Genomic DNA, 24,408 nt, shown 5'->3' with positions numbered 1-24,408 from the left:
TTTTGTAATTATTTCTATATTCCGAAAAATTAGGATATAATTCTGCTATTCCGTGACGAATTCTTTTGTTCCACAAAAATTTTTAGCAAGAACCGTTAAGATTTTTGTCGTTTGGATTAAATCCTCGATTTCCATGAACTCATCATAACCATGGAGATTATTGTTGTTTGTACCAGGGCCATAATTAATACCTGGGATTCCATTTTGAATAAACCAGCGTGTATCTGATTGCCCCAACATTCCTACTACAGGAAGTGTGGTTCGTGATACCTCTTGAATGGCCGATTGCAATTCCTCAATTAGAGGTGAATTCGCTTCAGTTACGGTTGGATTGGTTTGAAAATCCGGCACTCGCTCTACCTGGATGTTCATCTCTGGATCTTCCATCTGAAGCCTTTCGATCATAGTAGATACCCGATTATAAATATCATCAAGGGTTTGTTCTGGAATCACCCGAAAGTCCACCTCAATCTCACAGGTCCCAGGGACAACATTCACCTTGGTTCCCCCATTGATAACTCCAACATTGACGGTTGTATAACTCATTCCCTCAACTTCTGATGGTTCATTTTTTAATTGTTCTTGCAGGTTAGTTAATTCTAGTATGACTTTTGCCATTTTTTCAACGGCATTTATTCCCTTCCATTTGAAGGCTGCATGAGCAGGACGGCCTGTTGATTTAATTCTTAACTGAAGAACTCCAGCCATAGCGCGAACGATATGATTGCTGTAGCCTTCCACGACCACCATATCACCGGTAACTAATCCTTGACCAGTGACATAACCTGCTCCTAGAACACCGCCAGTTTCTTCATCACAAGTAGCTGTGATCACAATATCACCGTAAAAAGGAATTCCGGACTTCTTTAACGCCACAGCAGCCATAATATAAGCGGTTAATCGCCCTTTGGAGTCTGTTGCACCTCTTCCATATACCTTACCATTAGCAATGGCTCCTGAAAATGGCGGGTAGGTCCATTGTTCCAAGTCTCCTGCTGGAACTGTATCAATATGAGAGTTAAAAATTAAATTTTTCCCTCCTCCATTCCCCTTCATGACAGCAATAACATTTTTCCGAGGTGTTGGCAGATTTAATTTCCTCGTCTCTTCCTCAGGCACATTGACTACCTTTACCTCAAATCCTAACGATAATAGTTCCTTTTCTAGAAAGTTACAAATTTCCTCATAGTTTCCTGGTGGATTTTCACTAGGAATTTGAATCATTTTTTGCAATAGAGATACGATTTCATTACCCATCGAATCTACTACTTTTTCAATTGCTACATTCATGGTTGCACCCCTTTCTCTTTACAACAATATTAATGCAAGTTCTGTGCCAATCTGATAACAAGGTTTTTATTATTATATATTAAAGTTTCGATAGGAATTAGGTTCATTTAGGTGAGGATTCACGGCCTACTTTTTAACCTAAACGAACTTATATTTGTTTCAAATGACAATTAAAAAAGGGGAAAGAATAACTCCTCCCCTCATGCATTTACTTCACATCGTCAAAGAATGGCTGAAGCGCTTCTTTCGGCACAGGTTTCGTAACTAGACTGACAACAATAAATGAGATGAAGCTGACCATGACTCCAGGTATAACCTCATTAATCCCCAACGGATTACCTGCTAAATACCAGAACAATGCTGTGAAAAAGCCGCCGATCATCGAAACAATTGCACCCGCTGCTGTACCTCTTTTCCAGTTAAGGCCTAGAATTACCGTTGCAAAGAAAAAGCTCGCTGTTAAGGATGCCTGGAGAACGACTATGAATTGAACAATGTCCAACTGTCTTAAGGCCAAGAAAATTGGGATAATTCCTAGTACTAGTACCGCAATTCGGTTTACCTTCATTTTTTCACTGTCACTGGCGTTAGGCTTGATCATCGTGGCATAGAAATCATGTGAAAACGCGGAAGCAGATACCATCATAATTCCGGAAACTGTACTCATTATCGCTGAGAGGATTGCTAAAATAATCAAGGACCCCACAACTGGCGGAAGTATATTAATGGCCATGATGGTAGAAGCAATATCAGGTGTAGGCATATATGGGAAGAGTGCTCGAATGGCCATGCCTGCTGCTGCTACAGAAATACCAACAACTGCTTGGAAAATAAATGAAAAGCCGATTGCTAATTTAACGGTCTTCCTATCTCTTAATGTATACATTCTTGCTAACTCATATGGCGCTGCGGCCATTGCAAACCCAAAGGCTGCACCAAAACCAAGCAACTCCTTAAAACCGAAATGCCAGCTTAACATATTAGGACTAAATTCGGCTAAGAAATTCCCGACAAATTCTGTTCCACCTGCTTGATTAAAGAGCAATGGAAGGGCAGCAAAAAAGCAGCCAGCCATGATAATCGCCTGAACGAAATCACTATAAGCCGTTGCCCTCATTCCGCCAATCATCGTATACAGTAAAGTGATTCCAACGGTTATGATGGCTCCCCAGATGAACGGAATTCCGAATAGTGTCTGAAAAATATTTCCTCCAGCTTGGTACTGTGCAGTTAGGTAAACGGTATAGGCTACTAATATTAAAAGGGCTGATATTCCCCGAGCCGCTTTACTATTAAATCTAGTACCTACATAGTCAGGTACCGTTAACCCTTTAAAAGCTTGGAACTTAGGTCCGACCAGGGTAGCCGCAATTAACCAGCCGAACCAAAGACCAGCCCAAATCCAAAGGAAGCTCCCGCCAGTTAAGTAATGAATACCAAGTGTTCCAACAAATGTACCTGCACTCATTTGTGTTGCTGCAAATGCAGCACCACCTACTAAAGGCCCAATGGATCTCCCTGCTACCAAGAAATCCTCTGTTCCTTTGTTCTTGGTTCCCGACCAAATTCCGATACCAAGAATGACAGCAAAATATAAAACCAACACCACATAAAACGTCGTACTTACTTCAAACATTCACGATCCCCTCCTTTTAGTTATTTTTCACTTTTAACAGCCCATAGGAAATATCCAGCAATCCAAACAACGGTATAGAGGACAAAAAAGGTAAAGGGAGCACCAAGATTAAACATTTACTACTTCACCACCCTTACTTTTTCTTTCACTGATGATCCAAGCCAAAATAATTCCCAAGATGACAGCCAATCCGAAAAAGGTATATAGATTTGAAGTTGTAAATAACCCTGCAGGGGAAGAACCTGTTCCAAGATTTACGTAACTTGGAACGTTCATCATATCTTCTTTGACCATCCCCGAATCTCCAGAATCAATGATTGGGAATGATTCATGCAGATATTTCCCCTTTGGCAGATTGATACTTAATGAGACTACATTACCATTTCCAGCTGTATTAACAGCCGGTACGACAAGTGGAATTTTCTCATTTCTCGTATCTGAAAATTGATAACTTACCGTATAGGTAAATTCTCCTTTACTGCCTTCAGGAAGAGATACTAGTACTCTATTAACAGAATTTCCTTCGTTTAACTCATAGGTAAGCTCTTGATCCTCTCCATTAATCACTAAATCTTCAAACCGCGCACCCCCGATTTTGGTTACGATATGCTCTAATGTTCCCTCAGGGATTGCTTCGGAGTTGGCGATTGTTATTTTTTCCGTTACTTTGATAACATCTTCATACATAACTTCAAGGTTGGCGCTTTTTAAAACCGGCGTTGCTTCTTCTGCCGAAACGGTATTAATCGAAAGCAGCATCACGCCAAATAGCAACATGATTATTCTTTTCATTTCACTTCCCCCTTCATTTCGCTTTTGATCGTTTCAAGAATCCTAGTATCTTTTCTTGACACTAAATTCTGTTAGTTATGAATAATCTGGAAACTAATTCTAAAAAATTAAATACTAATTTCTTTCTCTGATTCTATGACTTGATGATTTTCAAGCTCACCGAAAGTGAACATAATTCGAATCAGACAAGCAATAAAACTGACAATCCAGATTATTTGGAAACTCCCGAACGTATCATAGAGCATACCAAATACATATCCAGAAATCGCTGATCCTAATTGACCAACCGTGTTCATGATACTAATAAGCGATCCCGCGCTACTAATATGAACCATTTCAGTGGCGAGAGTCAGCATCGGGGCTAAAGACCATGAAATAGCGATGCCAATCACAAAAGCTGTACAATATATCCCCGTGTCGTTTAGGAATATCAACCATAAACAACATCCTGCCGCTAAGATCGAACCGATGATGAGAGTTGATTTTCTTTGCCCTACTATATCAGAAAGTTTACCTGAAAGAGGGGCTCCGATGATTTGAGCGATCATCATAATGGCCATGATCAGACCGGTCTCTTGCTTCGTATATCCCATAGCCGCTTCCAAATAGGTGGGCATCCAGGCCAGAAAGCCATAAAGTCCAAATAAGCCAAAAAAGGAAATTCCCAAAAGACGGTGGATTTTTTTATCTTTAAACAAATTCAAGAAAACCCTAGGCTGGACTTCTTTCTTTCCCTGTATTTCTGATGTGTTTTTACCCTTTGGCACCTTTAGGAATAGCAGCAATGTTGGCAAAAGGAGAATAGATAACATAAGAAATAATGTGTTCCATTCTACATAGATTGATAGAATCGGAAAAACAGTTAAAGTTAATAACGATCCAGCAGCTGCGGCACCTTCTAGTATGCCAATGCTTAATCCCCGTTTTTCTTTAGGGCTATGGATTGAAATTAGTTTTATCGCTGGAGAAAAGATCATGGCTGCTGAAGCCCCCATAATAAACCTTAAAATAAGGGCAATATAAAGTGAATGCGTCATTGAAAAGATCATCGATGAAATCATCATTAGAGACAATCCTAGCACGATTAACGATACAGGTGAATATCGGTCTGCAAGAGTTCCTGCAGGAATTTGGAAAATTGCGTATCCAAGCAAAAAGGAAGATAAAAGCCCTCCTACTTGAGTAAATCCTACATGATACATATCTTTTAGATCGACCAGAAAAGGAACGACTTCCATTCGATGAGATAGAGCTAAAAAATGAATAAAACTGACGAAACAGACCATGAACCATTGAAATTTATTCAAGGTACTACTCCTCCATAATCTCATCGAAAATATCTTCCATCCCGAATCCGTTACCCTTCGGTATATCCATCACTCCCTTAATCTCTACCACTCCAAAAGGGTCGTCCTTTAAATAATAAGGACCAACCATTTCATGCGAGTAGTTCCCAGGTAAAATAGTGGAAAGATGGAGACTTGCATAGGTTCCAAGCAGAGTATCCCATGGACTGATTAACACACATTGAAGACCTATTGCTTCTGAAAATTGCGCGATTTGAACAGCTGGTGTGATACCGCCGCATTTGATAAGCTTAATACCGATCAGGTCGATGGCTTCCTTTTTTGCAAGCTCATACACATCCTTTAACGTATGGGCACTCTCGTCGGCCATGATTGGAATAGATGTTGCACTTCTAATTTGTCTTAATCCATCATGATCCCATCCGGGGACTGGTTGTTCAATGTAATCAATCTTATATGGTTCGATTTCTTTAATCACCTGGACGGCCGTTTTCACTTTATATCCCTGATTTGCATCAATTCTTAAATGAATGGCTGGACCTATTGCCTGTCGAATTTGTGAAATGGCTTCGATATCTTTTCGAAAGTCGCTGCCAATTTTAATTTTCAGCGTATCAAAACCAGCTTCCGCCATTTCTTTTGCGGCTCTTGCCATTTCCTCCGGGAATTCATCCCCTAATACGTAGGCCACTCTGACAGGCTGTTTCCTTTCACCACCTAAAAGCTCATATACGGGAGTTTTCAACCTTTTTCCTTGAACATCCCATAAAGCAATATCAATAGCCGATTTTGCACCAGTTGCATTCCCGAGAATGATTCCCATTGAATGGTGTATTTCTCTTAACGCATAAACCGGTTTTCCAATAATGGCAGGGCCAAGTTTTTTTTCCACTAAGGCCTTCATTGTTTCAACAGTCTCTCCAGTGAAAAAAGGTAATTCGGATGCTTCCCCAAGACCTGTCAATCCTGTGTTGGTGGTGATTCGAACAATAAGATGGGATTGATATGGAGGCATTTTCCCATATGTCATTTTAAAAGGGACATTAAAGGGTGTTCGTACGATCTTTGCCTCTACCTTTGTAATGTACAAAAAGCTCCCTCCTTCCTCAGAAATGGAAAATGTAAAATCATGATCTTTTATTTTGGTGCATTAGGTTGTTTTAGGGTTGATTAGACTTTTTAACAATAACCTTTTTCTTGAATAAGGGTATTCCATTATTGGACGATTTTGTTTTTCTTCACAAGCAAGCCTTTAGAAGAAGTAACCGTTCCTGTTGAAATCTTCGGCGGTGTAAGGTAGGCAAGCTTGGAGTGTGATAGCCCTGCTCCAACCAATGCTTCCGCCATCTTTAATGAGGTTTTGCCAGGATTGATAACAGGCACACCTAGTGCTTTAGACATTTCTTCTGCAACATTAAGGAAGCCCATTGACATACAGCCTAATACCAACGTATCTGCCCGGTCTTCCTGAATCGCTTTTTTTCCCTCTTCAATTAGCTTTTGGATCGTTCTTTCACGATCGTTGGCAAGTTCGAGAACAGGTGTATTTATGGCACGCACGGAAGCTAGCTTCTTACCAACCCCTGCTTTTTCCACTAGGTGATGCAGTGGATTTATAATGCTATTTGTAACGGTTATGATTGAAAACCGGTAACCACACATTGCTGCTGCCATTACACCCGCTTCACCAGGTCCCACTACCACCATTTTGCCCGTTACTTCTCTAACTGCGTCCAAACCTGGGTCTCCATAACAACCTAAAATGGCTGCATCATACCCTTTTTTCTCCATCTCCAACATAAGATCTACAGTATTCGGTATACTTAGGTATTCCTCATAAAGAGATTCAATGGACGCGGGGCCTTCATCTACATCGACGATATCAACATGTGTACCAGGCGCTGCATAGGAGCGCAGGATTTCTAATCTTCTCTCCATTTCTTGACGTCCTGGTTCCGTCCTACTTATCGGTCCTGGCAGTACATAAACTATTTTCATAGTCATTCCTCCTTTTTCGTTTTCGTTAGTAATACTTGCAAGTTCTATGCCAGTTTTAGGACATCAAGTTCGATTGGCATAAAAATTGCATTTTAATTTAATGAACAGTACAAATATAAAGGTTGTGAAGCACATGAAACAAGATCTCAATTTCTATATCAAGGAAAAAACAAGCCAATTCTGGAAGGCTACTATAGCACTAAGTTTCGGTTCTTTCCTCGTATTTTCAAATTTACATTTTACACAGCCGTTACTTCCGTTAATATCCAGAGAATTTGAAGTTTCTCCCGCAATGGCAAGTTTAACCGTTTCGCTTGTAACATTGTCATTGAGTTTGTTTTTATTATTAGTTGGCCCTTTTTCTGACCATATCGGCCGAAAAAACTTAATGTCTTTCGGGCTTTTGTCATCATCTTTATTTTCCCTTGCGATCTTTTTTGTTACCGACTTCTGGTTCCTTCTATTTTTACGAACACTCCAAGGGGTCACATTAGCTTGTTTGCCGGCTATTGCTTATGCCTACATTGCAGAAGAATTTGAAAAAAAAGCCATAGGAGTTGCAATCGGTCTTTATATTAGCGGAAACACCATTGGGGGAATGGGCGGGAGAATCATCGGTGGATTCACTTCTGATTTATGGGGATGGCGATACGCCTATCTAACAATGGGGTTGATAGGTATTTTCTGTTTTCTGTTATTTGTTTTTTATTTACCTAAATCAAAACATTTTTCCCCCAACTCTTTGGAGCTTAAGGAAGTTTTAGGGCATCTTATTATCCATCTAAAGAATCACGAACTAAGATCGGCGTATTATATTGCTGGAATCATCTTTTTTATTTTCATGGGGTTGTTTAATTATTTATCCTACCATCTGCACGGGGCACCGTATCATTTATCTTCCAGCATAATCGGTCTATTATTTCTATCCTACCTTGCCGGAACATTTAGCTCGACATTATCCGGGAAACTGGATGCCGTTATGAGTATTCCTATTCGGATGTGTGCAGGTTTCCTCATTATGTTAGTGGGTGTTTTGCTAACGCTTTTTAGTTCGCTTTTAATGATTTTAATCGGCCTTATCATTGTCTGTTTTGGTTTTTTCTTCGTACATGCAGCCGCAACAAACTGGGTAAGTATCCTGGCGAAAGAGGCAAAAGGAAGTGCCTCCTCTCTCTACCTATTTTTCTATTATGCAGGAGGAAGCCTGGGGAGTTATGTCTTAGGGTTTGTTTGGGAGTATTTTGGGTGGTATGCGATTGTAACGGTTACTATCTTGTTACTATTGGTTGGTTTAAAAATTACACTTGGTATGGTTGCGGTACAAAAGAAAGAAAAATTAAAAATGACTATGTAAAAAGGGAGAAATGGATCGACCATTCTCCCTTTTTTTTATACAATATTTAGTTATTTATTTGCTCAACGGCGAGGTTAATGGTCCGGATTGCTTCTAATAGGGCAAAGTTTACTTTATTGAGATTGCGTTTTAATTCGGTTAGAACTAAATGATATTGATGACTTCCTACCTCCAAGTCTGCTAATTTCTCACAATTCGCTAGTAACGGGATTGGAGGCTGCTTTAATGCTGTATCATGGTTGAATATGTCCCCTTTTACATAATTAAGGGGAACTAAAATATTGGAAAGTTGTTTTAATGTTTTGTTAGCATGAGTAACTTGTGGGTCTGTATGTGTCGCTAGCAAACTGCCAAACTGTGTTAAGTTATCTTTCAATTCCTCGATCCGGTTATTTGTAATACTAAAATTCAGGTGGCCATTTGTTTTGCTTTGATAGTCCTTCAGGCATGTTTCCAATTCTTCGACCGCTGCCAATTGGTTAATGGGCAAAATCTTATTAGTACATGCTTCATACACGATAGATAAATAAATTTTGCAATCACGGGCAAGATTTTCTGGAGAAATCTTGTCAAGTGTATCTTCTGTTGTATGCCACCACCAGCCAAATCCGCCGGCTTTTCCTGCTCCAAATAATTGAGAAAACGCTTCTGATGCTGGATTATTGGACTGAGGCTGTTCAGATAACCCCATAAAAAGTGACGGAACACCAGGCCCCCAGAAGGATTGATCCCCTGCTCTGCCAAATCGTGATCCTTCAAACTCATCTCCGGTTAGTTCCTTAATTGATCGTTTAGCAAGATCCCTAGTCTCAGCCATACAATTAGCCTCTGTTAATATCGTTGCTCCTTTGCCGCCAACTGAATCAATATTAATATGAAGAACACAATTTTCGTGAAGGTCTTCCCAATGTTCATCACAATACAAAGCAGAACCTGCATAACGGCCATGCGAGTGGCCTGACCAGAAGGCAAGCTTTAAGCTGCGACGAAGATTGTCTTTATTTAGGGCAAGTATTCGTGCAACTTCCAACATCGTTGCATTTGCTGTTCCATTATCCATTACCCCATAATGCCATGAATCAATATGGCCGCTAAATAATACAAACTGATCATTCTCGTCATTACTTGGAATCTCAGCAGTTAAAGTGGGAATTTTTCTCCATCCTGTATCAACCTTAGTTTTTAGCCATCCTTGACAATTGGTGTGATTTTTTACATTGCTTTTCATCTTTTGTCCATCATGAAAATTGACCGATACAACTGGAATCTTTGGCAAATTGTCATAAGTATGAGGTGTTGGGTTTCCCCATACTGGTGAAACGATCATTTCATGCGTATATTCAGCATTTATAAAGATAATTGCTTTTGCTCCTGCTTGCTGAGCTTGAAGTACCGCTCCTGGAATAGCGAGACCATCTAGCAGGACTATTTTTCCGCTAACTGGATTTTTTTGATAGTCTACACTTACTGACTTACCTGAATACACAATTTCCCCTTCTAACCCTGTTTCATCCGTAGAAACGGCCATTGAATGAGTAATGGCAGGAAAGCTTTGACCGTTAACCTTTAGCTCCGTTTTTCCTGGAAGACTAATGTAGGCATCATTAAATGTTAACTCTGTTGTTAAGCCAAATTCTTCAAGCTTTGATTTTGCATAATAAAAGGCACGGAGCTCTTCCTCCGTTCCTGATAGACGAATTTCTGAAGCAACGTTTTGAGTATATTCCATTAATAGATCCTGATTTACTTCCCCAAGCATTTGGCTTTTAATAGATTCTAAATTGACCTTCATCAAAAATCCCCCTATTGGTTAATTTGCTAACTCCTTAATCAACAAAGCTAATAATGCACTTCTTTTCGGCATTTGAGAAATAATGAGATGTTCATTAAGAGCATGTGCCCCGTCACCAACTGCACCTAAACCATCCAGGGTTGGAGCAAATGGTGCTGTAAAGTTCCCGTCACTTCCTCCACCTGTTTCTTTCTCTTCCAATTTAAAACCCAGATTTTCCTTGGCCACTTTCTTTGCCATGTTAAAAAGTGAAATAACTTGATCTGTTCGTTCAAATGGAGGTCGATTAATACCGCCGGCTACTCTAACTTCTACACCAGCCATACTTGGCTTCAAATTTTTGATGATTGGTATGATCCGGTCAAATTCTGCTTTCGTTTTTACACGTAAATCGATATCTGCTTCCGCTTCTGCTGCAATCACATTCACGGTTGTTCCACCTGTGATTTTACCTACATTGACGGTGGTTCCTTTGCTATAATCAGTTAATTCATGTAAATAAGTTACTTGTTTGCTTAATTCAAGAATAGCGCTTATTCCTTTTTCAGGTTCCACTCCGGCATGAGCTGCTTTACCTTTAACATTTAGTTTGAATATTCCTACACCTTTTCTAGCAGTCTTTAATGCGCCTTGCCTCGATATTGCTGGTTCTAATACCAACACGTATTTACTTTTTTTTGCTTCTTCTTCTATTAGTTTTTGAGAGGATGGGCTTCCCAACTCTTCATCAGATGTACATAGAAAAACGACCTTTTTGTTTAATTTTGCATTTGTATCTTTTAGTGCTTGCAGTGCATATACCCCCTGGACAATACCGCCTTTCATATCAAAGACTCCCGGTCCATAGGCAATATCTCCTTCAGTTTTAAAAGGAATTTTTTCCAAAATATCCCCTTTTTGCCAAACTGTATCATAATGTGCCAGGAGCAGAATTTGTTCGTCGCCATGTCCAAATTCCCCTCTGACATGATTACCAAAAAGCTCATTTTGAATAATGGATGATTTCCCAGAAGTTAATTCTTCAAATAAGTCAGCAATGAAAATCGCCAGTTCATCAGCTAATTCTTTATCACGAGTAGGTGATTCTTTTTCTACTATTTGTTTTAATGTCTCAAGCATCTCTGCTTGATTTTCCTTTAGAATTTCGACGAGCTCGTTCATAGTAGCCCCCTTTTCTGATTCTAATTTATTGAGAAGATTGTGAACCAACATCCCAATCATAGCTCTGCTTAAAGATTTCCAAAATCAACGAAGACTCTATCGATTCAATACCATCGATTGCGCTAATGCCATTCTTCATAACCCGATAAAGTTCCTCATTCGAGGACGTAATTACTTCCACATATAAGTCATAGACACCCGTTGCGGCGGCTACAAAGCGGACCTCTGGAATCGCAACTAGTTTTTTTATAACATGGTCTAATTTCTGATGACGCACCTTCATTCCAAAGATGGTCACACTAGGACTTCCTGTCTTAAACGGATTGACTACACCTACAATTTTAAGAATTTGGTTTTCTATCAGTCTTTGAACTCTGTTTCTTACGGTCCCGACAGTAACACCTAGTTCCTCTGAAATGTCAGTATAGGAAGTTCTACCATCCGTTTGTAACCTTTTAATGATGTCGAAATCTAGTTCATCCAAATTCAGTGGGGCTTCTTCAACCTTTTTAATGGAACTCAGCCTCCTTTAAAAATTCAAAATTTTCATTTAATTACATAATAAATTATAAATTTTTCAATATCAATTATTAATTTTTTATTATTTTCAAAAAAATCAGCTCCAAAAACTAGAGCCGATTTACTATTTTCATATGTTTTAAGGGGTTTGTTCATTTGATTTCAATAAAACTACCCCCTATTTATTCCGACTAATCCTTGCACATTATTGGAGTTTAGACGTATTAAATAGTTTTTCTTTTGCCAACCATGCTCCCCCAATCACCCCTGCATTATTGCCTAGTGTGGCAATAACAATCTCTACACCTTGTGCCACTCTCGGAAACGCAAATAAAACAAATTCCTCTTTTAAAAGTCCCAACAATGTGTCACCCGCTTTCGAAACACCGCCTCCAATGACAATTTTTTCAGGATTCAAGCCATTAGCTAAATTCGCCAGAGCCAATCCTAAATGATAGGCAACCTGATGAATGACTCGCTTGGCGAATTCATCCTCTTCGTTAGCAGCATCAAAAACTTGTTTTGCAGTTATCGTTCGATGATTCTCATAATAATCTCGTAATGGACTTATAAAATTGGCAGAAGTTAACTCCTCTATTGCTAAGCGGACAATGCCTGTTGCGGATGCTACAGTTTCCAAACATCCCGATTTCCCGCAATTACACGGTGAACCGTTTTTAGGAACAGATGTCATATGACCAATTTCACCACCGGCTCCATTTACACCATGCACAATCTCTCCATTAACGATAATTCCGCCTCCAACACCCGTTCCTAATGTTACACAGATTAAGTTTTTAGCCCCTTTGCCAGCACCTTTCCACATTTCACCTATTGCTGCAATATTAGCATCATTGTCAACAACTACCGGCAACGATGTTTCCCGCTCGAGAATAGCTTGTAAAGGGAAGTGCTCCCAGCCCAAGTTAACAGCCACTTCAATGGAACCGTCCTCCGCATTAACAGGACCCGGGGCTCCAATTCCGATACCGATTAGTCGGTTTTTGGTTTGATTTAATTCTGTTAACTTTTGATCTATCGATCTTGTAATAGAAGTGGGGATATGTCGGCCGCTATCTCTTTTGTCAGTATCGATTTCCCAGCTATAAAGGATATCGCCATTAAAACTGATAAATGCGATTTTAATTGTCGTACCACCTATATCAACACCAACTAACCATTTTTCTTCCATAACCATTCACTCTCTTCCCCTTTATATTTGTGATTTTCTTACCCTAAAAAGTACCTAATTTATAAGATTCTTTATTTATTTCTACAAAAGAGGCTCCTCAATTGAGAAGCCTCTTTTCATATATTTTATTTTGCAGTTACTGCTGTTTTTTCAATATTTACCCATTGACCTTTTTCAGCTGATTCAAGGATTGCATCTGCAATTAATTCAATTTGGTAGCCATCATTGAAGTTTGGTGAAAACTCTGTATCTTCAGCAATTGCTTTAAACAAATCATATGTTTCAATGATTTTTGTTTCACCGTAACCAATACCTAGAGCAGGGATTGGCCATAATCCTTCACCATAAGGAGTGGCAGGTCCTGTATAAACCGTTCTGAAGCCTTTTGCATCGCTTGGATCATCAGCGAAGCAAACTTGAAGCTCGTCACGGCGCTCATAGTTAAAGTATAGAGAACCTTTTTCACCGTGAATTTCAAAGGTTAGGAAGTTGTTACGCCCCCATGCATTACGTGTTGCTTCAATCGTTCCAATAGCACCATTATCAAACTTAACCATGGTAATCACTTCATCGTCTACATCGACTGCCGCTTTTGGTACATCATTTCCACCGTTTTTCACTGTACCTAGTTTATCAATACCGCCAGTTTGAACTGGTCTTTCTGGAATCCATGTTCTTGTCATCGCATTTACATCTGTAATTTCACCAACAAGGTAACGGGCAAAATCAACTACGTGTGTTCCGATATCGCCTAGAGCACCAGAACCAGCGATTTTCTTTTGGAAGCGCCATGATAATGGTGAATTTGGATCAGCAGACCAGTCTTGTAAATACGTTCCACGGAAGCTTAGAACTTTTCCAATTCTTCCTTCTTCAATATATTTTTTCGCAAGCGCAACCGCCGGTGTTCTTCTGTAGTTGAAGGCAACTGCATGTTTTACACCTGCTGCTTTTACTGCTTCTAACATTTCCTTCGCTTGTTCAGCACCTAATGCCAATGGTTTTTCGCAGATAATATGTTTACCTGCTTTTGCTGCTGCAATTGCAATTTCAGCATGCGTATTATTTGGAGTAACAATATCAATAACATCAATTTCCGGATCGTTAACGACAGCTCTCCAATCTGTCGAATAATTGTCAAATCCTAATCTTGCTGCTGCGTCTTTTGCTAATTGTTCGTTAACATCTACTACTGTATGACGGTGAGGGATTGCTGGTGCTGGCCAGAAAAACATTGGCATTCCTGCATATGCAAGAGAATGCGCTTTCCCCATAAAGCCTCCGCCAATCATACCTACGTTTAATTTTTTCATTTTAAGTTCCTCCCTAGATTAATAAAATTTTTATAATAGTGCTGCAGAAATGGTATGTTTCTGCGACTAATTTTCTCTAAGTTTTATTTAGCTGTCTTATAATTCTGTATCACGACATTAATTATTAATATTAAGCTTGATTTACTTTTTCAAATTGAGTTAAATAGCTGCGGCTGATTTTAGCCCCTTGTTTGGGATCTGCATAGCTGTCTAACTCTACTGTAATCCAGCCATCATAGTTTGCTTCTTCTAATATTTTGATCATTTCAGCAAATTTTTGATGACCTTCCCCTAAAGGTAAAAACTCTCCATTTTTATAATCTTTAAAATGTACATATTTAATACGATCTACATATTTTTTGATAACTGAAACAGGATCTCCACCACCTGCTTCAATATGCGCTGTATCTGGGCAAAGATTAATCTTTGTTAAAGGCATTAATTTATCTAACTGTTCAGGAGCCTGAACGTTGGTTCCCAAATGAGGGTGATAACTTGCAATAAGATTATATTTTTCAGCAATTTCTACTACTTTATTAAGAGCATGACCAAGAGCTGTATAATCGCTTTCAAGGATTCCGTTTGTACGCACCGCTCCGCCGCCAACAACAAGATGCAGAGCACCTACTTCTGATGCGAATGCAGCTACACTTTCAATTTTCAATATCTCTTCTTCTAAAATATCAGGAAAAATAAAATTCCCGCCTGTATATACGCCTACCAAAGTTAAAGAATGATCATTCATTAATTTTAATAACTCATCTTTTTTATCCTTATATTGCATAAGATTTCCGTCAAAAATTTCAAAACCAGTATATCCTGCTTCTGTTATATCCTTTAATGCTTCTTCTGTTGATCCATTGGCAAGGTAGTAAAGATCCTTAACAGAAGTAACACCTGCTGGGTGACCAACTACGCCGCCCCATGTATTTGTTTGATATCCTAATTTCATGCGATTACCTCCAATATGTTGGAATTTAGTATGCCATATTTTATAGTAGATAAGTCGAAGCAAGTACACCTCTGAGAATAGTAATCGATTACATTTTTTGATAAAAAAATGTCTTTTCTTTTTTTAACAATTATAACACTAGGCTATTTTTTGCATTTAATAACAAACTATTAAACACTTAATAATGTAATCCATTACATTTTTCTTTACAGATTAGCAACTGCCTTCTAAAGGGAACAATGAATTATTCTCGCTTTATTTAAAGCAACCAATCACCTGAAAAGAACAAAGATTTTTGCATCCCTTACATGAATAAGTGTAATCGATTACAGTCAAAAATGCAACCCTATATTTCAATTGTCACACAATGTTCACCAAACGTTTATTAGGCGGCTTTATTCCACCACAGTTGTCGTTTCTCTTCCTTCTTCAGCAGGGTCTAATGAAACTTTTTATCTTAGAGACTTGCAACTGATCCACCATCAACTCGAAGGTATACCCCATTAATAAAAGAAGCCTTGTTTGATGCAAGGTAAACAACAGCAGATGCAACTTCCTCAACTGTTCCTGGGCGTTTCACTTCAACATGCGGACGATTTTTCTTTAGAAATTGTTGAATAGCTTCATCGTAGCTTATATTCAGCTTTTCCGCGTTACCTTTTAACAAGTTCTCCAGCATAGGTGTCATAATAAATGCCGGCGATACCGTATTAACGAGAATTCCATCTGCAGCATACGCCTTTGATAAGCTTTTCGTAAAATTATTAAGTGCCGCTTTGGAAGCATTATAATGTGGTATAAACGCATCCGGCTGCTCTGCACTTTCAGAAGAAATATTGATAATTCGTCCGTATTTTACCTTTTTCATATAAGGGATAACGGCCTTCGTCACTCGTACGCTGCCAAAAAGATTGACTTCAAAAAGCTTCTGCCAGTCCTCTATTTCTAAAGAATGGAAATCATCAAATCGATTGACTACACCGGCATTATTAACAAGAATATCAATTGTTTTGTAGCGTTTAATCGCTAAAGAGACAAGATTATCCACATCGGCTTGTTTTGTTAAATCCGCTGGAACAGCGAGCACACTCCCGCCAATTTTTTCAATATCCATCGCAGCTTCATTCAGAGCTACTGCCTCACGGGCACAAATAATAACATTCGCACCTTCTTCCGCCAACGCTATTGCAATGGCTCTCCCGATACCTTTACTACCGCCTGTCACAAGTGCAGTTTTATTTTTTAATTCCAGATTCACTTATATCCCTTCCTTGCTAGGTTGACTTATTATGATAGAAACTAATTTTAGTTTATATTCCGACGCTAAGCATAAACGATTTACATGACCAATTAAGGATTAACTCGAACTGATACTCGGCTGAGTTAATCCTTCACTTGTCCACTATTTATTTTTTAACTGATGCCTCAAACAATTCTACATGGATTGGTTCAGAAATTAATGTTTCAATTTCCTTTACAAATTTCTTAAAGTGAGACGTTTCCTCATGCTGTTGAATCGCTTGTTCATCCTTCCATTTTTCAACAAAAATAAAGCTATTAGCCTCTTCCGGATCCTCATAGTAATGATAACTAATATTTCCAGACTCAGCTTTAGAAGGTTTTGTTACAAGTCTGGCCTCTTCAAGAAATGCTTCGCGATGCTGCGATTTTACTTTAATGTTTGCATGAATGATAATCATGGTTCATCCCCCTTAACTTGTTCCTTTATTCAAAATGATTAACCTGCCTGTTTCTCTAATAGAATTCCTTTTTCATTTTGTTTCTCTTCAGAAGGAAGCTTCATAAATTTCATTAAATAGGCACCAAGAAAATACGTGCCTGCGAAAATCCAGATAACTCCTTCTGCACCGATAAGTCCGATAAATAACCCAACGATTGCCGGTGCAATAAAGTAGGACATTCCAGCACCAAAGCTTACAATCGCCATCGCAGACCCTTTTTTCTCAGGTGCCAACGATGCTACCAAAGCTGAAAGTGGGACGAAACCACAGAGAACAATTCCCATGATAATACCAACAATATTCAAGGCCAAGAAACTGCTGCCAAAAACTTGCGGCGTGTAAAGCATAACCAGTAACATGACACCCATACCAAAGCTACCAAGCCATTGAATCGTTTTGCGCCATCCTAACCATTTATCACTAATGTAAGGAATGATTAGGTTAAATATGATATTTGCAAACCACATGGTTCCCCACATTTGCAGAAACTGTTCAGTGGTGAATCCATGTTTATCAGACAAATACATCGGGAAAAAGATAGGCAGTGCACCGATACCTGTCGAATTGATAATCCGAACCACTCCACCTATGGCAACTTTCGGTTTTTCTTTACAAATCGTAAATCCACTCAATAAGCTTTTTAACTTTTCCTTTGGATCTCTTGTTTGTTTTTTTATTCCCTCGTCTTTCACCACGCTAATGCCAATAATTCCACCAACTAATACCCAAGCTATTGCACTCCACATCAACCCGATATATCCGATCTTTGGAAGCATGTAGGCTGGGAAATAACTTCCCACTACATACAGACCGCCGCTCCAAGCTGCCCAAAACAGACCAACAGCTGTAGCCAAAATGCGATCCGGACTGCGATAAGTGACCCATACTAAGAAAGAGTAGCAAAATAAAGGATAACCCAAGCCGCGAATACCATAAGTTGGTAACATAATAGCGTAACTGTTTAGCTTTAAACCGAATTCAATAAATAGAACTTGACCAATTAACCAAGTGACCAATCCGATAATCATTACTTTCCTTGGTCCCCACATCTCTGTGAATACACCAGAAAAGTAAGATGCGATCGCCAACACCGCTCCATACACTGCAAAAATAGTAGCAGATTGTTGAACAGTCAAACCCTTTTCGATAAGATATGGTGACAACCATGCGTGTTCAAGACCGTCACCAGCCATAAAAATTAATGTTGCAACAAATCCCCAAACCACTCCCATAGGAAGGCCGCCGAGAGTACGTTCCCCACCCACAACCGCTTTCATTTTTAACACCTCTATTTTTATTTTTTATATTGGGCGATTAAGAGGAGCCCCCTCCTAATCATGTTTTCGAAATTATGCCCACCACATTTCCGTTAATTGCTCTTTAAACAAGGTTCCCTTCAACAGCGTGATTGCTTTCATTAAGCCTTCATCGATAGATGCAAGCATATCCTCGTGTTCAATAGAGAGAACATAATCGTATCCAACAGCACGCAGAGCGCTTACAATATCCTTCCAAACTTTTTCATTATGACCATACCCAACCGAGCGGAATGTCCAAGAACGATCCAAAACCTTACTGTAATGTTTTGTATCTAATACACCATTCACCTTGATATTCGATTGATCTAAGTAGGTATCTTTCGCATGGAAATGGAAGATGGCATTTTCCCGGCCAAGTTTTTTAATGGCTTCAACCGGATCAATTCCTTGCCATACAAGGTGACTTGGATCGAAATTGGCGCCGATGCTTGATCCTACATTCTCTCTTAGTTTTAGTAATGTTTCCGGGTTATAAACAACAAAGCCCGGATGCATTTCAAATGCAATTTGATTGATTCCATGAAGCTCTGCGAATTTAGCCTCTTCTTTCCAATACGGAATCACAACTTCATTCCACTGCCAATCAAGGACTTCCGCATATTCAGGCGGCCAGGAACAGGTCACCCAGTTTGGATACTTAGCACTTAGATGATCTCCTGGACAGCCGGAAAATCCATTAATTACTGGTACCTCCAACTGCTCGGCCAGCATCACCGTTTTTCTCCAAACGGTATGGGCCTCTCTGGCAATCTTTACATCAGGATGAAGAGGGTTCCCATGGCAGCTTAGAGCACTAATGGTTAATCCCCTGCTTTCAATGGCCCGTTGGAACAATTTGATTTTTTCAGGGTTATCTAGTAGTTCGTCCGGATTACAATGGCTGTTCCCAGGAAAATTACCTGTCCCTAACTCGACGGCTTCAACTCCCATTTCTGACAATTTATCGAGCATAGCCTCGAAAGGAAGGTTTTGATAGAGAACAGTAAATACACCTAGCTTCATACTAATACCTCCTGATTCGCCTGAACTTTCACCCATTTTTGCTGCTCATGACTTTCTAGAATAGCGTCCGTAATGGCCATTGAAATATGCCCGTCTTCAAATGTTGCAAAATTAGCTTTATCCTTCAAAGGATCTTTGCCTTCACGAATGAACGTATAATAATTGAACATCATATTTTTCAACGCATCCGGCCACCCTTCATTATGTCCGCCTGGATGATGAATCGCATGTTTTGCTTCCGGTGAAAACAGGGCTGGATCAGCTAGAAGTATTTCATTTGGCTTATCCCTGTGTCCCATCCATAATTTTTCAGGCTCTTCTTGATTCCAAAAAGCAGAGCTTTTGCTTCCATTGATTTCAAAGTTTAGTCGATTTTTTCGTCCGGCACTTACTTGTGAAACGGTAAATACTCCTCGTGAGCCGTCCTCAAACCGAACAAGAACGGATGCATAGTCTTCTGTATTGATTGGAACATCCTCATACTCTGTTACTTCAGTGCTTTGCGCACCGAAAGTAGCGACATTTGCTTTTGGTTTCTTTCTTACCGGAATAACAGTTGCTAAATCGGCAAATACTTCAACTATCTTTTTGCCAGTAACAAATTGAACGGTGTCACACCAATGAGAACCGATATCTGCGACAGCCCTTGATTTGCCTCCCACATCCGGTGCTAAACGCCAGTTATAATCTGTCTCATACAATAACCAATCCTGCAAGTAGCTTCCGTGTACCAAGTTCACTTTCCCAAAGTCACCGTTAGCGATTTTCGCTCTTAGATTTTGTACACTTGCATGCTGTCTGTAATTAAAGTTCACACCATGTACGACACCTTGTTTTTGAGCTAAAGCCAACAATTCTGCTGATTCCTTGCTGTTCATCGCCAGTGGCTTTTCTGATACTACATGCTTACCTGCTAAAATGATCTCTTTATTAATCGCAAAATGAAGATGGTTTGGTGTGCAATTGTGAATAACCTGAATTTCAGGATTCTGAAGCATTTCGCGGTAGTTGCCGTAGGCTTTTGAAATTCCAAGTTCAGCAGCCTTTCTATCGGCTTGTTCTTGGCTAGTCTCGGCTAAGCCAACGACTTCCACGAATCCAAGTCTTCTGATTGCTTCAATATGTGTCGGGCCGATAAAACCTGTCCCTATGATTCCTACATTTATTTTTTTCATTTTATTTCATCCTCCGAAATCGAATATATTTAAAAGCCGTGCGAACACTGTAATCGATTACACTTTTGAGTAAAAAAATTAAGATTTTTATTATTAAAACCATTCAACAACTGAAACTTTCATTAGTTAACATATAAATTAAATGTAATCCATTACATTTATGTCGAAAAAAATCCTCTTATTTGCTGTTTACATACGGATGTTTGACTCTTTTTTCGACATCCTTATTGTAATCGATTACAGAATAGATTTCAATATTTTTTTTTAAAACTTCCTTGATTCTTTTTTGAAAGAATCTATTTTGGAATGATTTAAATTCGTTTCCCATACTATAATAACGATGAAAAAGGAGTGATCCTTTTCAAGAATTACTCCCCATTTGCTTTTCATTAAATTTTATTTATTGCTTCTAACAAAAATCAAAGAACTACCCATCTATGGTAAGTTCTTTGCATGAGTTACGGACAATCAGTTTGTCAGAAAGAATGAATTGATTTTTTTCTAATTCTTCATCATTAATAATTTTTAGCAGTAAATGCATCGCTTTTTGTCCCATATCGAATGTTGGCTGTGCAATCGTTGTAAGGGCAGGTTCAAAAATCGATGCAAATTTAATATCATCAAAGCCAACAACAGATAAATCTTCAGGAACTCTTACACCTTTAGATTTAGCGGCTTTAACTGCTCCCATTGCCATTTCATCATTTCCGGCAAAAATAGCTGTCGGGGGTTCTTCAAGTGACAAAAATTTCATCATTAAATTAAATCCACTTTCAAAAGAAAATTCGCCTTCCTGTACCAAACTTGGATCTACTGATAGGCCATGCTTTGCCATCGCTTGATGAAATCCTTTACATCGGTCCCGGCCAACGACAACATTTAAGGGTCCAGAGATATGTCCTATTCTCTTGTGTTTTAAGCTAATTAAATATTCTGTTGCCTTTCTTGCACTGCTAACATTATCAATTGAAACTGTAGGCAGCTGGGTGCCCTCATAGTATTCACATGCCAATACCACAGGGTAATCATGGGATAATTCTTCTAATATCTTTTGATCTGTCCTTGCTGTTAATAAGATCAAACCATCTGCTTTTTTCTGACCTAAAATAGTTAAATAACTGGTTTCAGTGTCCACATTGTTTCGAGCATCTCCAAGAAGAACCTGATATCCGTTTTCGATTGCAACCGATTCAATTCCCCGCAGCACCGCAGAAAAAAAAGTATTGGTTATGTCAGGAACAACAACAAGAATAGTTTCTGTTTCAGATCTTCTCAATTGTCTTGCCAGCATATTGGGTTGGTAATTTAGTTTCTTAATTGCTTCTAAGACCTTTTCAGCTGTTTCTTTTTTTACAGTCCCTGTATTACTTATCACCCGGGACACTGTGGCTGTTGAAACATTTGCCATTCTTGCAACATCCGCAATTCTCACCATGCATTTCTTTCCCTTTCAGTGTTTCTTTTACATTTATTGTAATCGATTACATTAAAAATTACAATAATTTTCGTAAATCAGCCATAAAACGGTATCATTTAAAAACATTTTTCCCCAACAACCTGAACTTAAATGTATATCAGCCTATAAAAATTGGGCTTGCACAACATAAACATCTGCATTGTATAAAAAAATCGCGATTAGACCCTACTAAGGGTAAGCCTGTATTATTATCAATGTTTTAAAAAAAAACATTGTAAAAGGCGGTAGTTTTACAATGACTAAATTCCTGCTCTTTTTCTTATTATTTGGGTTAAGTATAGCCTTTGCTTTCCTAATTAATTCTTCTGATGGTAGTAAAAGTTTCCCTGGCCATATAAAAGAACCTTTTCTTTTATGACATTACCTGAATACCTCATTTCGTTCGCCTTTCTACTTACCATGATCATTCCGCCCATTTTATCTTTTTTTTTAAAAAAGAGAGACACAAGAAAGGCATGATTTTTACTTGTTGGGTTTTTAGTTATGATAGCAGTCAATCCGCTCAACATTGTTGAGGTCCCAGCCTCCACCTGGAAGGCTGAAAGGGTCTGCCCCCATCTCACTGCTGCCCTGGACGCTTGAGTGTCCGTGAAATGGCATCAATCCGTTATGCTTTCGCCCGATATGTCACCGCAGCAGCGCCAGATTGGCCACCTATGGAATTGGACTGACCCAGTGTTTTGGTGCAGGGACTTTTGAAATTTTTTGCGGCACCGGATGTAATGTTTTTCCGATTCGCTTACCTCCTTGAAAATATTCCAATAAAAAACAGAATCATCCCTAATAAAAACGAACTCCTTTTAAAAAGGAGTTCGTCTACCATCATAAAATTAATGGCTTCCCTAAATAATTTAGGGTACTATATTCTCAGCAACTTCACTAGATACTTCTCTTGAACGATATGGAAACAAAGTCGTTAAAGCGTAGTATACAATTGCCCCAACAAGCGCAGATGAAGTAAAACTTAAATCAATGCCGCCGACGGCAGATACGAATGGACCGGTGAAAATGCTGGTGCTTGTAAACAACAATCCCACAATCAATCCAATCGTCCATGAAATAACAGCAGGAATATTAAATCCGCTAGAGTACCAATAGCTGCTTGACTTAGAACTATTGTGTAAATCTAATGGTTTATAACGCCCTTTCACCAAGTAATGTCCGACAAGATTGATCGCTAACCAAGGTGACACACCCACGATAATGATAATAACAAACCCGTCGATTAGGTGTATCATATTGGACACATCCTGAACTCCGATGAATACCAAGAGAAAACCGACAATTGCCATAATTATGGTGGTTGTTACCCGTTTAAGCGTCCATCCGAGGGACTCGAGAGAAAGTCCGGCACTGTATAAACACAAACCACCGTTCGGCAGAGCACCAAATATCCCTGCAATTGTAATTGGAGCGATCCACCATGATGGAGCCCCCCCAATAATTCCTGTTACGAATGGAGTAGATAAATCCTTCACCGTTGACATCATAAATGATGCTGGTACCATTGCTAACCAACACCCGACAAACATTCCCAGGGATGTGGCCCCTGCCAATTTCGTCGAACTATGACTATTGGGAATATATCGACTATAATCCCCAACAAATGGTGCATACGAAATAGGTACCGAAGCAATTACCAGCATAGCGAGCGCCCAAGTCGGCCAAAAACCTCCTAATAAATAATGACCACCTTCGTAACTAACGTTGAACTTTGAAGCAAATATAAACACAGATAGAATGACAATACTTCCTACCAGGTAGGTTCCTATTTTTTCAAACAAAACTACTACTTTATGACCCATTATTGCTACTATTGCGGTTATGACACTGACAATGATACAACCTATCAATAATGTACCGGTTCCTTCTGACCAGCCAAACAACCGGTGACCTCCCGCGACGAAGGCTTGAGCCCCTGTCCAAACCATAAGAGCATAGAAACCAATCGCTATTACAATATTAAGAAGCGAACCAATAATTCGGCCCTTTACCCCAAAATGTGCTCCACTTGCTAGTGCTCCATTCGTACCTGTTCTCTGTGACAAAATGGAAATCGGTCCGATTGCAATGGAGCCAATCGTAAGCCCCACCGTCATTGCCCAGAATGCTGCCCACCAGCCAAGTCCGAACACAATCGGTAATGAACCGATTGCCATAATGCCAAAAGCAAACTGCGAACCACATAGGACATAAAATACATTGGATGCCTTTGAATTCCGCTCATTCTCCGGAATCATATCGACACCACGTATTTCAATTGAAGAATGTTCTTTCATCTTAACCGTTTGGTTGCTCAAAATACATACCTCCGTTTAATGGTCATAATTTCTTTAAAAAGTACCATCTCTCGCAAAGAAGTTGTATTAAATCGCAGTAGAGTGATT

21 protein-coding genes are annotated in these 24,408 nt (G+C 39.2%); 1 reads left to right on the top strand and 20 read right to left on the bottom strand.

The annotated features are described in order from the left end of the window. Positions 1–45: 45 nt before the first annotated feature. The 6 genes from F4694_RS15010 to F4694_RS14985 form a co-directional block, all read right to left on the bottom strand. The gene (locus F4694_RS15010; protein WP_179599314.1) at positions 46–1,290 is read right to left on the bottom strand and encodes a M20 family metallopeptidase; all 1,245 of its coding nucleotides are present in this window, start codon (positions 1,288–1,290) and stop codon (positions 46–48) included. A gap of 208 nt (positions 1,291–1,498) precedes the next feature. After that, positions 1,499–2,926, bottom strand: a complete 1,428-nt coding sequence (locus F4694_RS15005; protein WP_133368722.1) for a sodium:solute symporter family protein — start codon at positions 2,924–2,926, stop codon at positions 1,499–1,501. A 108-nt stretch (positions 2,927–3,034) separates the two neighbouring features. Next, positions 3,035–3,718, bottom strand: a complete 684-nt coding sequence (locus F4694_RS15000) for a hypothetical protein (RefSeq protein ID WP_179599312.1) — start codon at positions 3,716–3,718, stop codon at positions 3,035–3,037. 107 nt (positions 3,719–3,825) lie between these two features. Beyond that, positions 3,826–5,025, bottom strand: coding sequence for an MFS transporter (locus F4694_RS14995; RefSeq protein WP_179599310.1), 1,200 nt, complete (start codon positions 5,023–5,025; stop codon positions 3,826–3,828). Between the two features lie 4 nt (positions 5,026–5,029). Continuing rightward, positions 5,030–6,115, bottom strand: a complete 1,086-nt coding sequence (locus F4694_RS14990) for a mandelate racemase/muconate lactonizing enzyme family protein (RefSeq protein WP_179599308.1) — start codon at positions 6,113–6,115, stop codon at positions 5,030–5,032. Positions 6,116–6,240: 125 nt separating this feature from the next. Then, the gene (locus F4694_RS14985) at positions 6,241–7,023 is read right to left on the bottom strand and encodes an aspartate/glutamate racemase family protein (RefSeq protein WP_133368726.1); all 783 of its coding nucleotides are present in this window, start codon (positions 7,021–7,023) and stop codon (positions 6,241–6,243) included. Between the two features lie 100 nt (positions 7,024–7,123). On the opposite strand from F4694_RS14985, the gene F4694_RS14980 reads away from it, so the two are divergent. Then, on the top strand, positions 7,124–8,377 hold the full coding sequence (locus F4694_RS14980) for an MFS transporter (protein WP_218895675.1): 1,254 nt from the start codon (positions 7,124–7,126) through the stop codon (positions 8,375–8,377). Between the two features lie 46 nt (positions 8,378–8,423). Here F4694_RS14980 and F4694_RS14975 read toward each other — a convergent pair whose 3' ends face one another. The 14 genes from F4694_RS14975 to F4694_RS14915 all read right to left on the bottom strand — a co-directional run bounded on the left by F4694_RS14975 (position 8,424) and on the right by F4694_RS14915 (position 24,321). Then, positions 8,424–10,169: a M28 family metallopeptidase gene (locus F4694_RS14975; protein WP_179599304.1), complete on the bottom strand. Its 1,746-nt coding sequence runs from the start codon at positions 10,167–10,169 to the stop codon at positions 8,424–8,426. Positions 10,170–10,187: 18 nt separating this feature from the next. Beyond that, entirely contained in the window at positions 10,188–11,330 is a 1,143-nt protein-coding gene (locus F4694_RS14970) for a M20 family metallopeptidase (protein WP_179599302.1), read from the bottom strand. A gap of 25 nt (positions 11,331–11,355) precedes the next feature. Further along, positions 11,356–11,814: an Lrp/AsnC family transcriptional regulator gene (locus F4694_RS14965; protein WP_179599300.1), complete on the bottom strand. Its 459-nt coding sequence runs from the start codon at positions 11,812–11,814 to the stop codon at positions 11,356–11,358. A 240-nt stretch (positions 11,815–12,054) separates the two neighbouring features. After that, on the bottom strand, positions 12,055–13,041 hold the full coding sequence (locus tag F4694_RS14960) for an ROK family glucokinase (RefSeq protein WP_179599729.1): 987 nt from the start codon (positions 13,039–13,041) through the stop codon (positions 12,055–12,057). Positions 13,042–13,166: 125 nt separating this feature from the next. Beyond that, on the bottom strand, positions 13,167–14,354 hold the full coding sequence (locus F4694_RS14955) for a levoglucosan dehydrogenase (RefSeq protein ID WP_179599298.1): 1,188 nt from the start codon (positions 14,352–14,354) through the stop codon (positions 13,167–13,169). 130 nt (positions 14,355–14,484) lie between these two features. Then, positions 14,485–15,306: a sugar phosphate isomerase/epimerase family protein gene (locus F4694_RS14950; protein ID WP_179599296.1), complete on the bottom strand. Its 822-nt coding sequence runs from the start codon at positions 15,304–15,306 to the stop codon at positions 14,485–14,487. 457 nt (positions 15,307–15,763) lie between these two features. Then, the gene (locus tag F4694_RS14945; protein ID WP_179599294.1) at positions 15,764–16,564 is read right to left on the bottom strand and encodes an SDR family NAD(P)-dependent oxidoreductase; all 801 of its coding nucleotides are present in this window, start codon (positions 16,562–16,564) and stop codon (positions 15,764–15,766) included. 148 nt (positions 16,565–16,712) lie between these two features. Then, positions 16,713–17,006, bottom strand: coding sequence for a putative quinol monooxygenase (locus tag F4694_RS14940; RefSeq protein ID WP_179599292.1), 294 nt, complete (start codon positions 17,004–17,006; stop codon positions 16,713–16,715). Between the two features lie 38 nt (positions 17,007–17,044). Then, positions 17,045–18,325 carry an MFS transporter gene (locus F4694_RS14935; RefSeq protein ID WP_179599290.1) on the bottom strand — a complete coding sequence of 427 codons (1,281 nt, stop codon included), beginning with the start codon at positions 18,323–18,325 and terminating at the stop codon, positions 17,045–17,047. Between the two features lie 72 nt (positions 18,326–18,397). Next, positions 18,398–19,369 carry a sugar phosphate isomerase/epimerase family protein gene (locus tag F4694_RS14930; RefSeq protein ID WP_179599288.1) on the bottom strand — a complete coding sequence of 324 codons (972 nt, stop codon included), beginning with the start codon at positions 19,367–19,369 and terminating at the stop codon, positions 18,398–18,400. Next, positions 19,366–20,544, bottom strand: coding sequence for a Gfo/Idh/MocA family protein (locus F4694_RS14925; RefSeq protein WP_179599287.1), 1,179 nt, complete (start codon positions 20,542–20,544; stop codon positions 19,366–19,368). Before F4694_RS14925 ends, F4694_RS14930 begins: the two co-directional genes overlap by 4 nt. Positions 20,545–20,971: 427 nt before the next feature. Next, positions 20,972–21,979 carry a LacI family DNA-binding transcriptional regulator gene (locus F4694_RS14920; protein ID WP_179599285.1) on the bottom strand — a complete coding sequence of 336 codons (1,008 nt, stop codon included), beginning with the start codon at positions 21,977–21,979 and terminating at the stop codon, positions 20,972–20,974. Between the two features lie 519 nt (positions 21,980–22,498). Beyond that, positions 22,499–22,621: a hypothetical protein gene (locus F4694_RS32205; RefSeq protein WP_257029268.1), complete on the bottom strand. Its 123-nt coding sequence runs from the start codon at positions 22,619–22,621 to the stop codon at positions 22,499–22,501. A gap of 251 nt (positions 22,622–22,872) precedes the next feature. Next, a complete protein-coding gene (locus F4694_RS14915) occupies positions 22,873–24,321 on the bottom strand; it encodes a purine-cytosine permease family protein (protein WP_179599283.1) in 1,449 nt (482 codons plus the stop codon). Positions 24,322–24,408 lie beyond the last annotated feature (87 nt).

It is taken from the genome of Neobacillus driksii, assembly GCF_013409995.1.
GTDB lineage: Bacteria > Bacillota > Bacilli > Bacillales > Cytobacillaceae > Neobacillus > Neobacillus driksii.
Note: the sequence above shows the minus strand (reverse complement) of the source record. Positions and strands in the feature narration are given on the sequence as shown.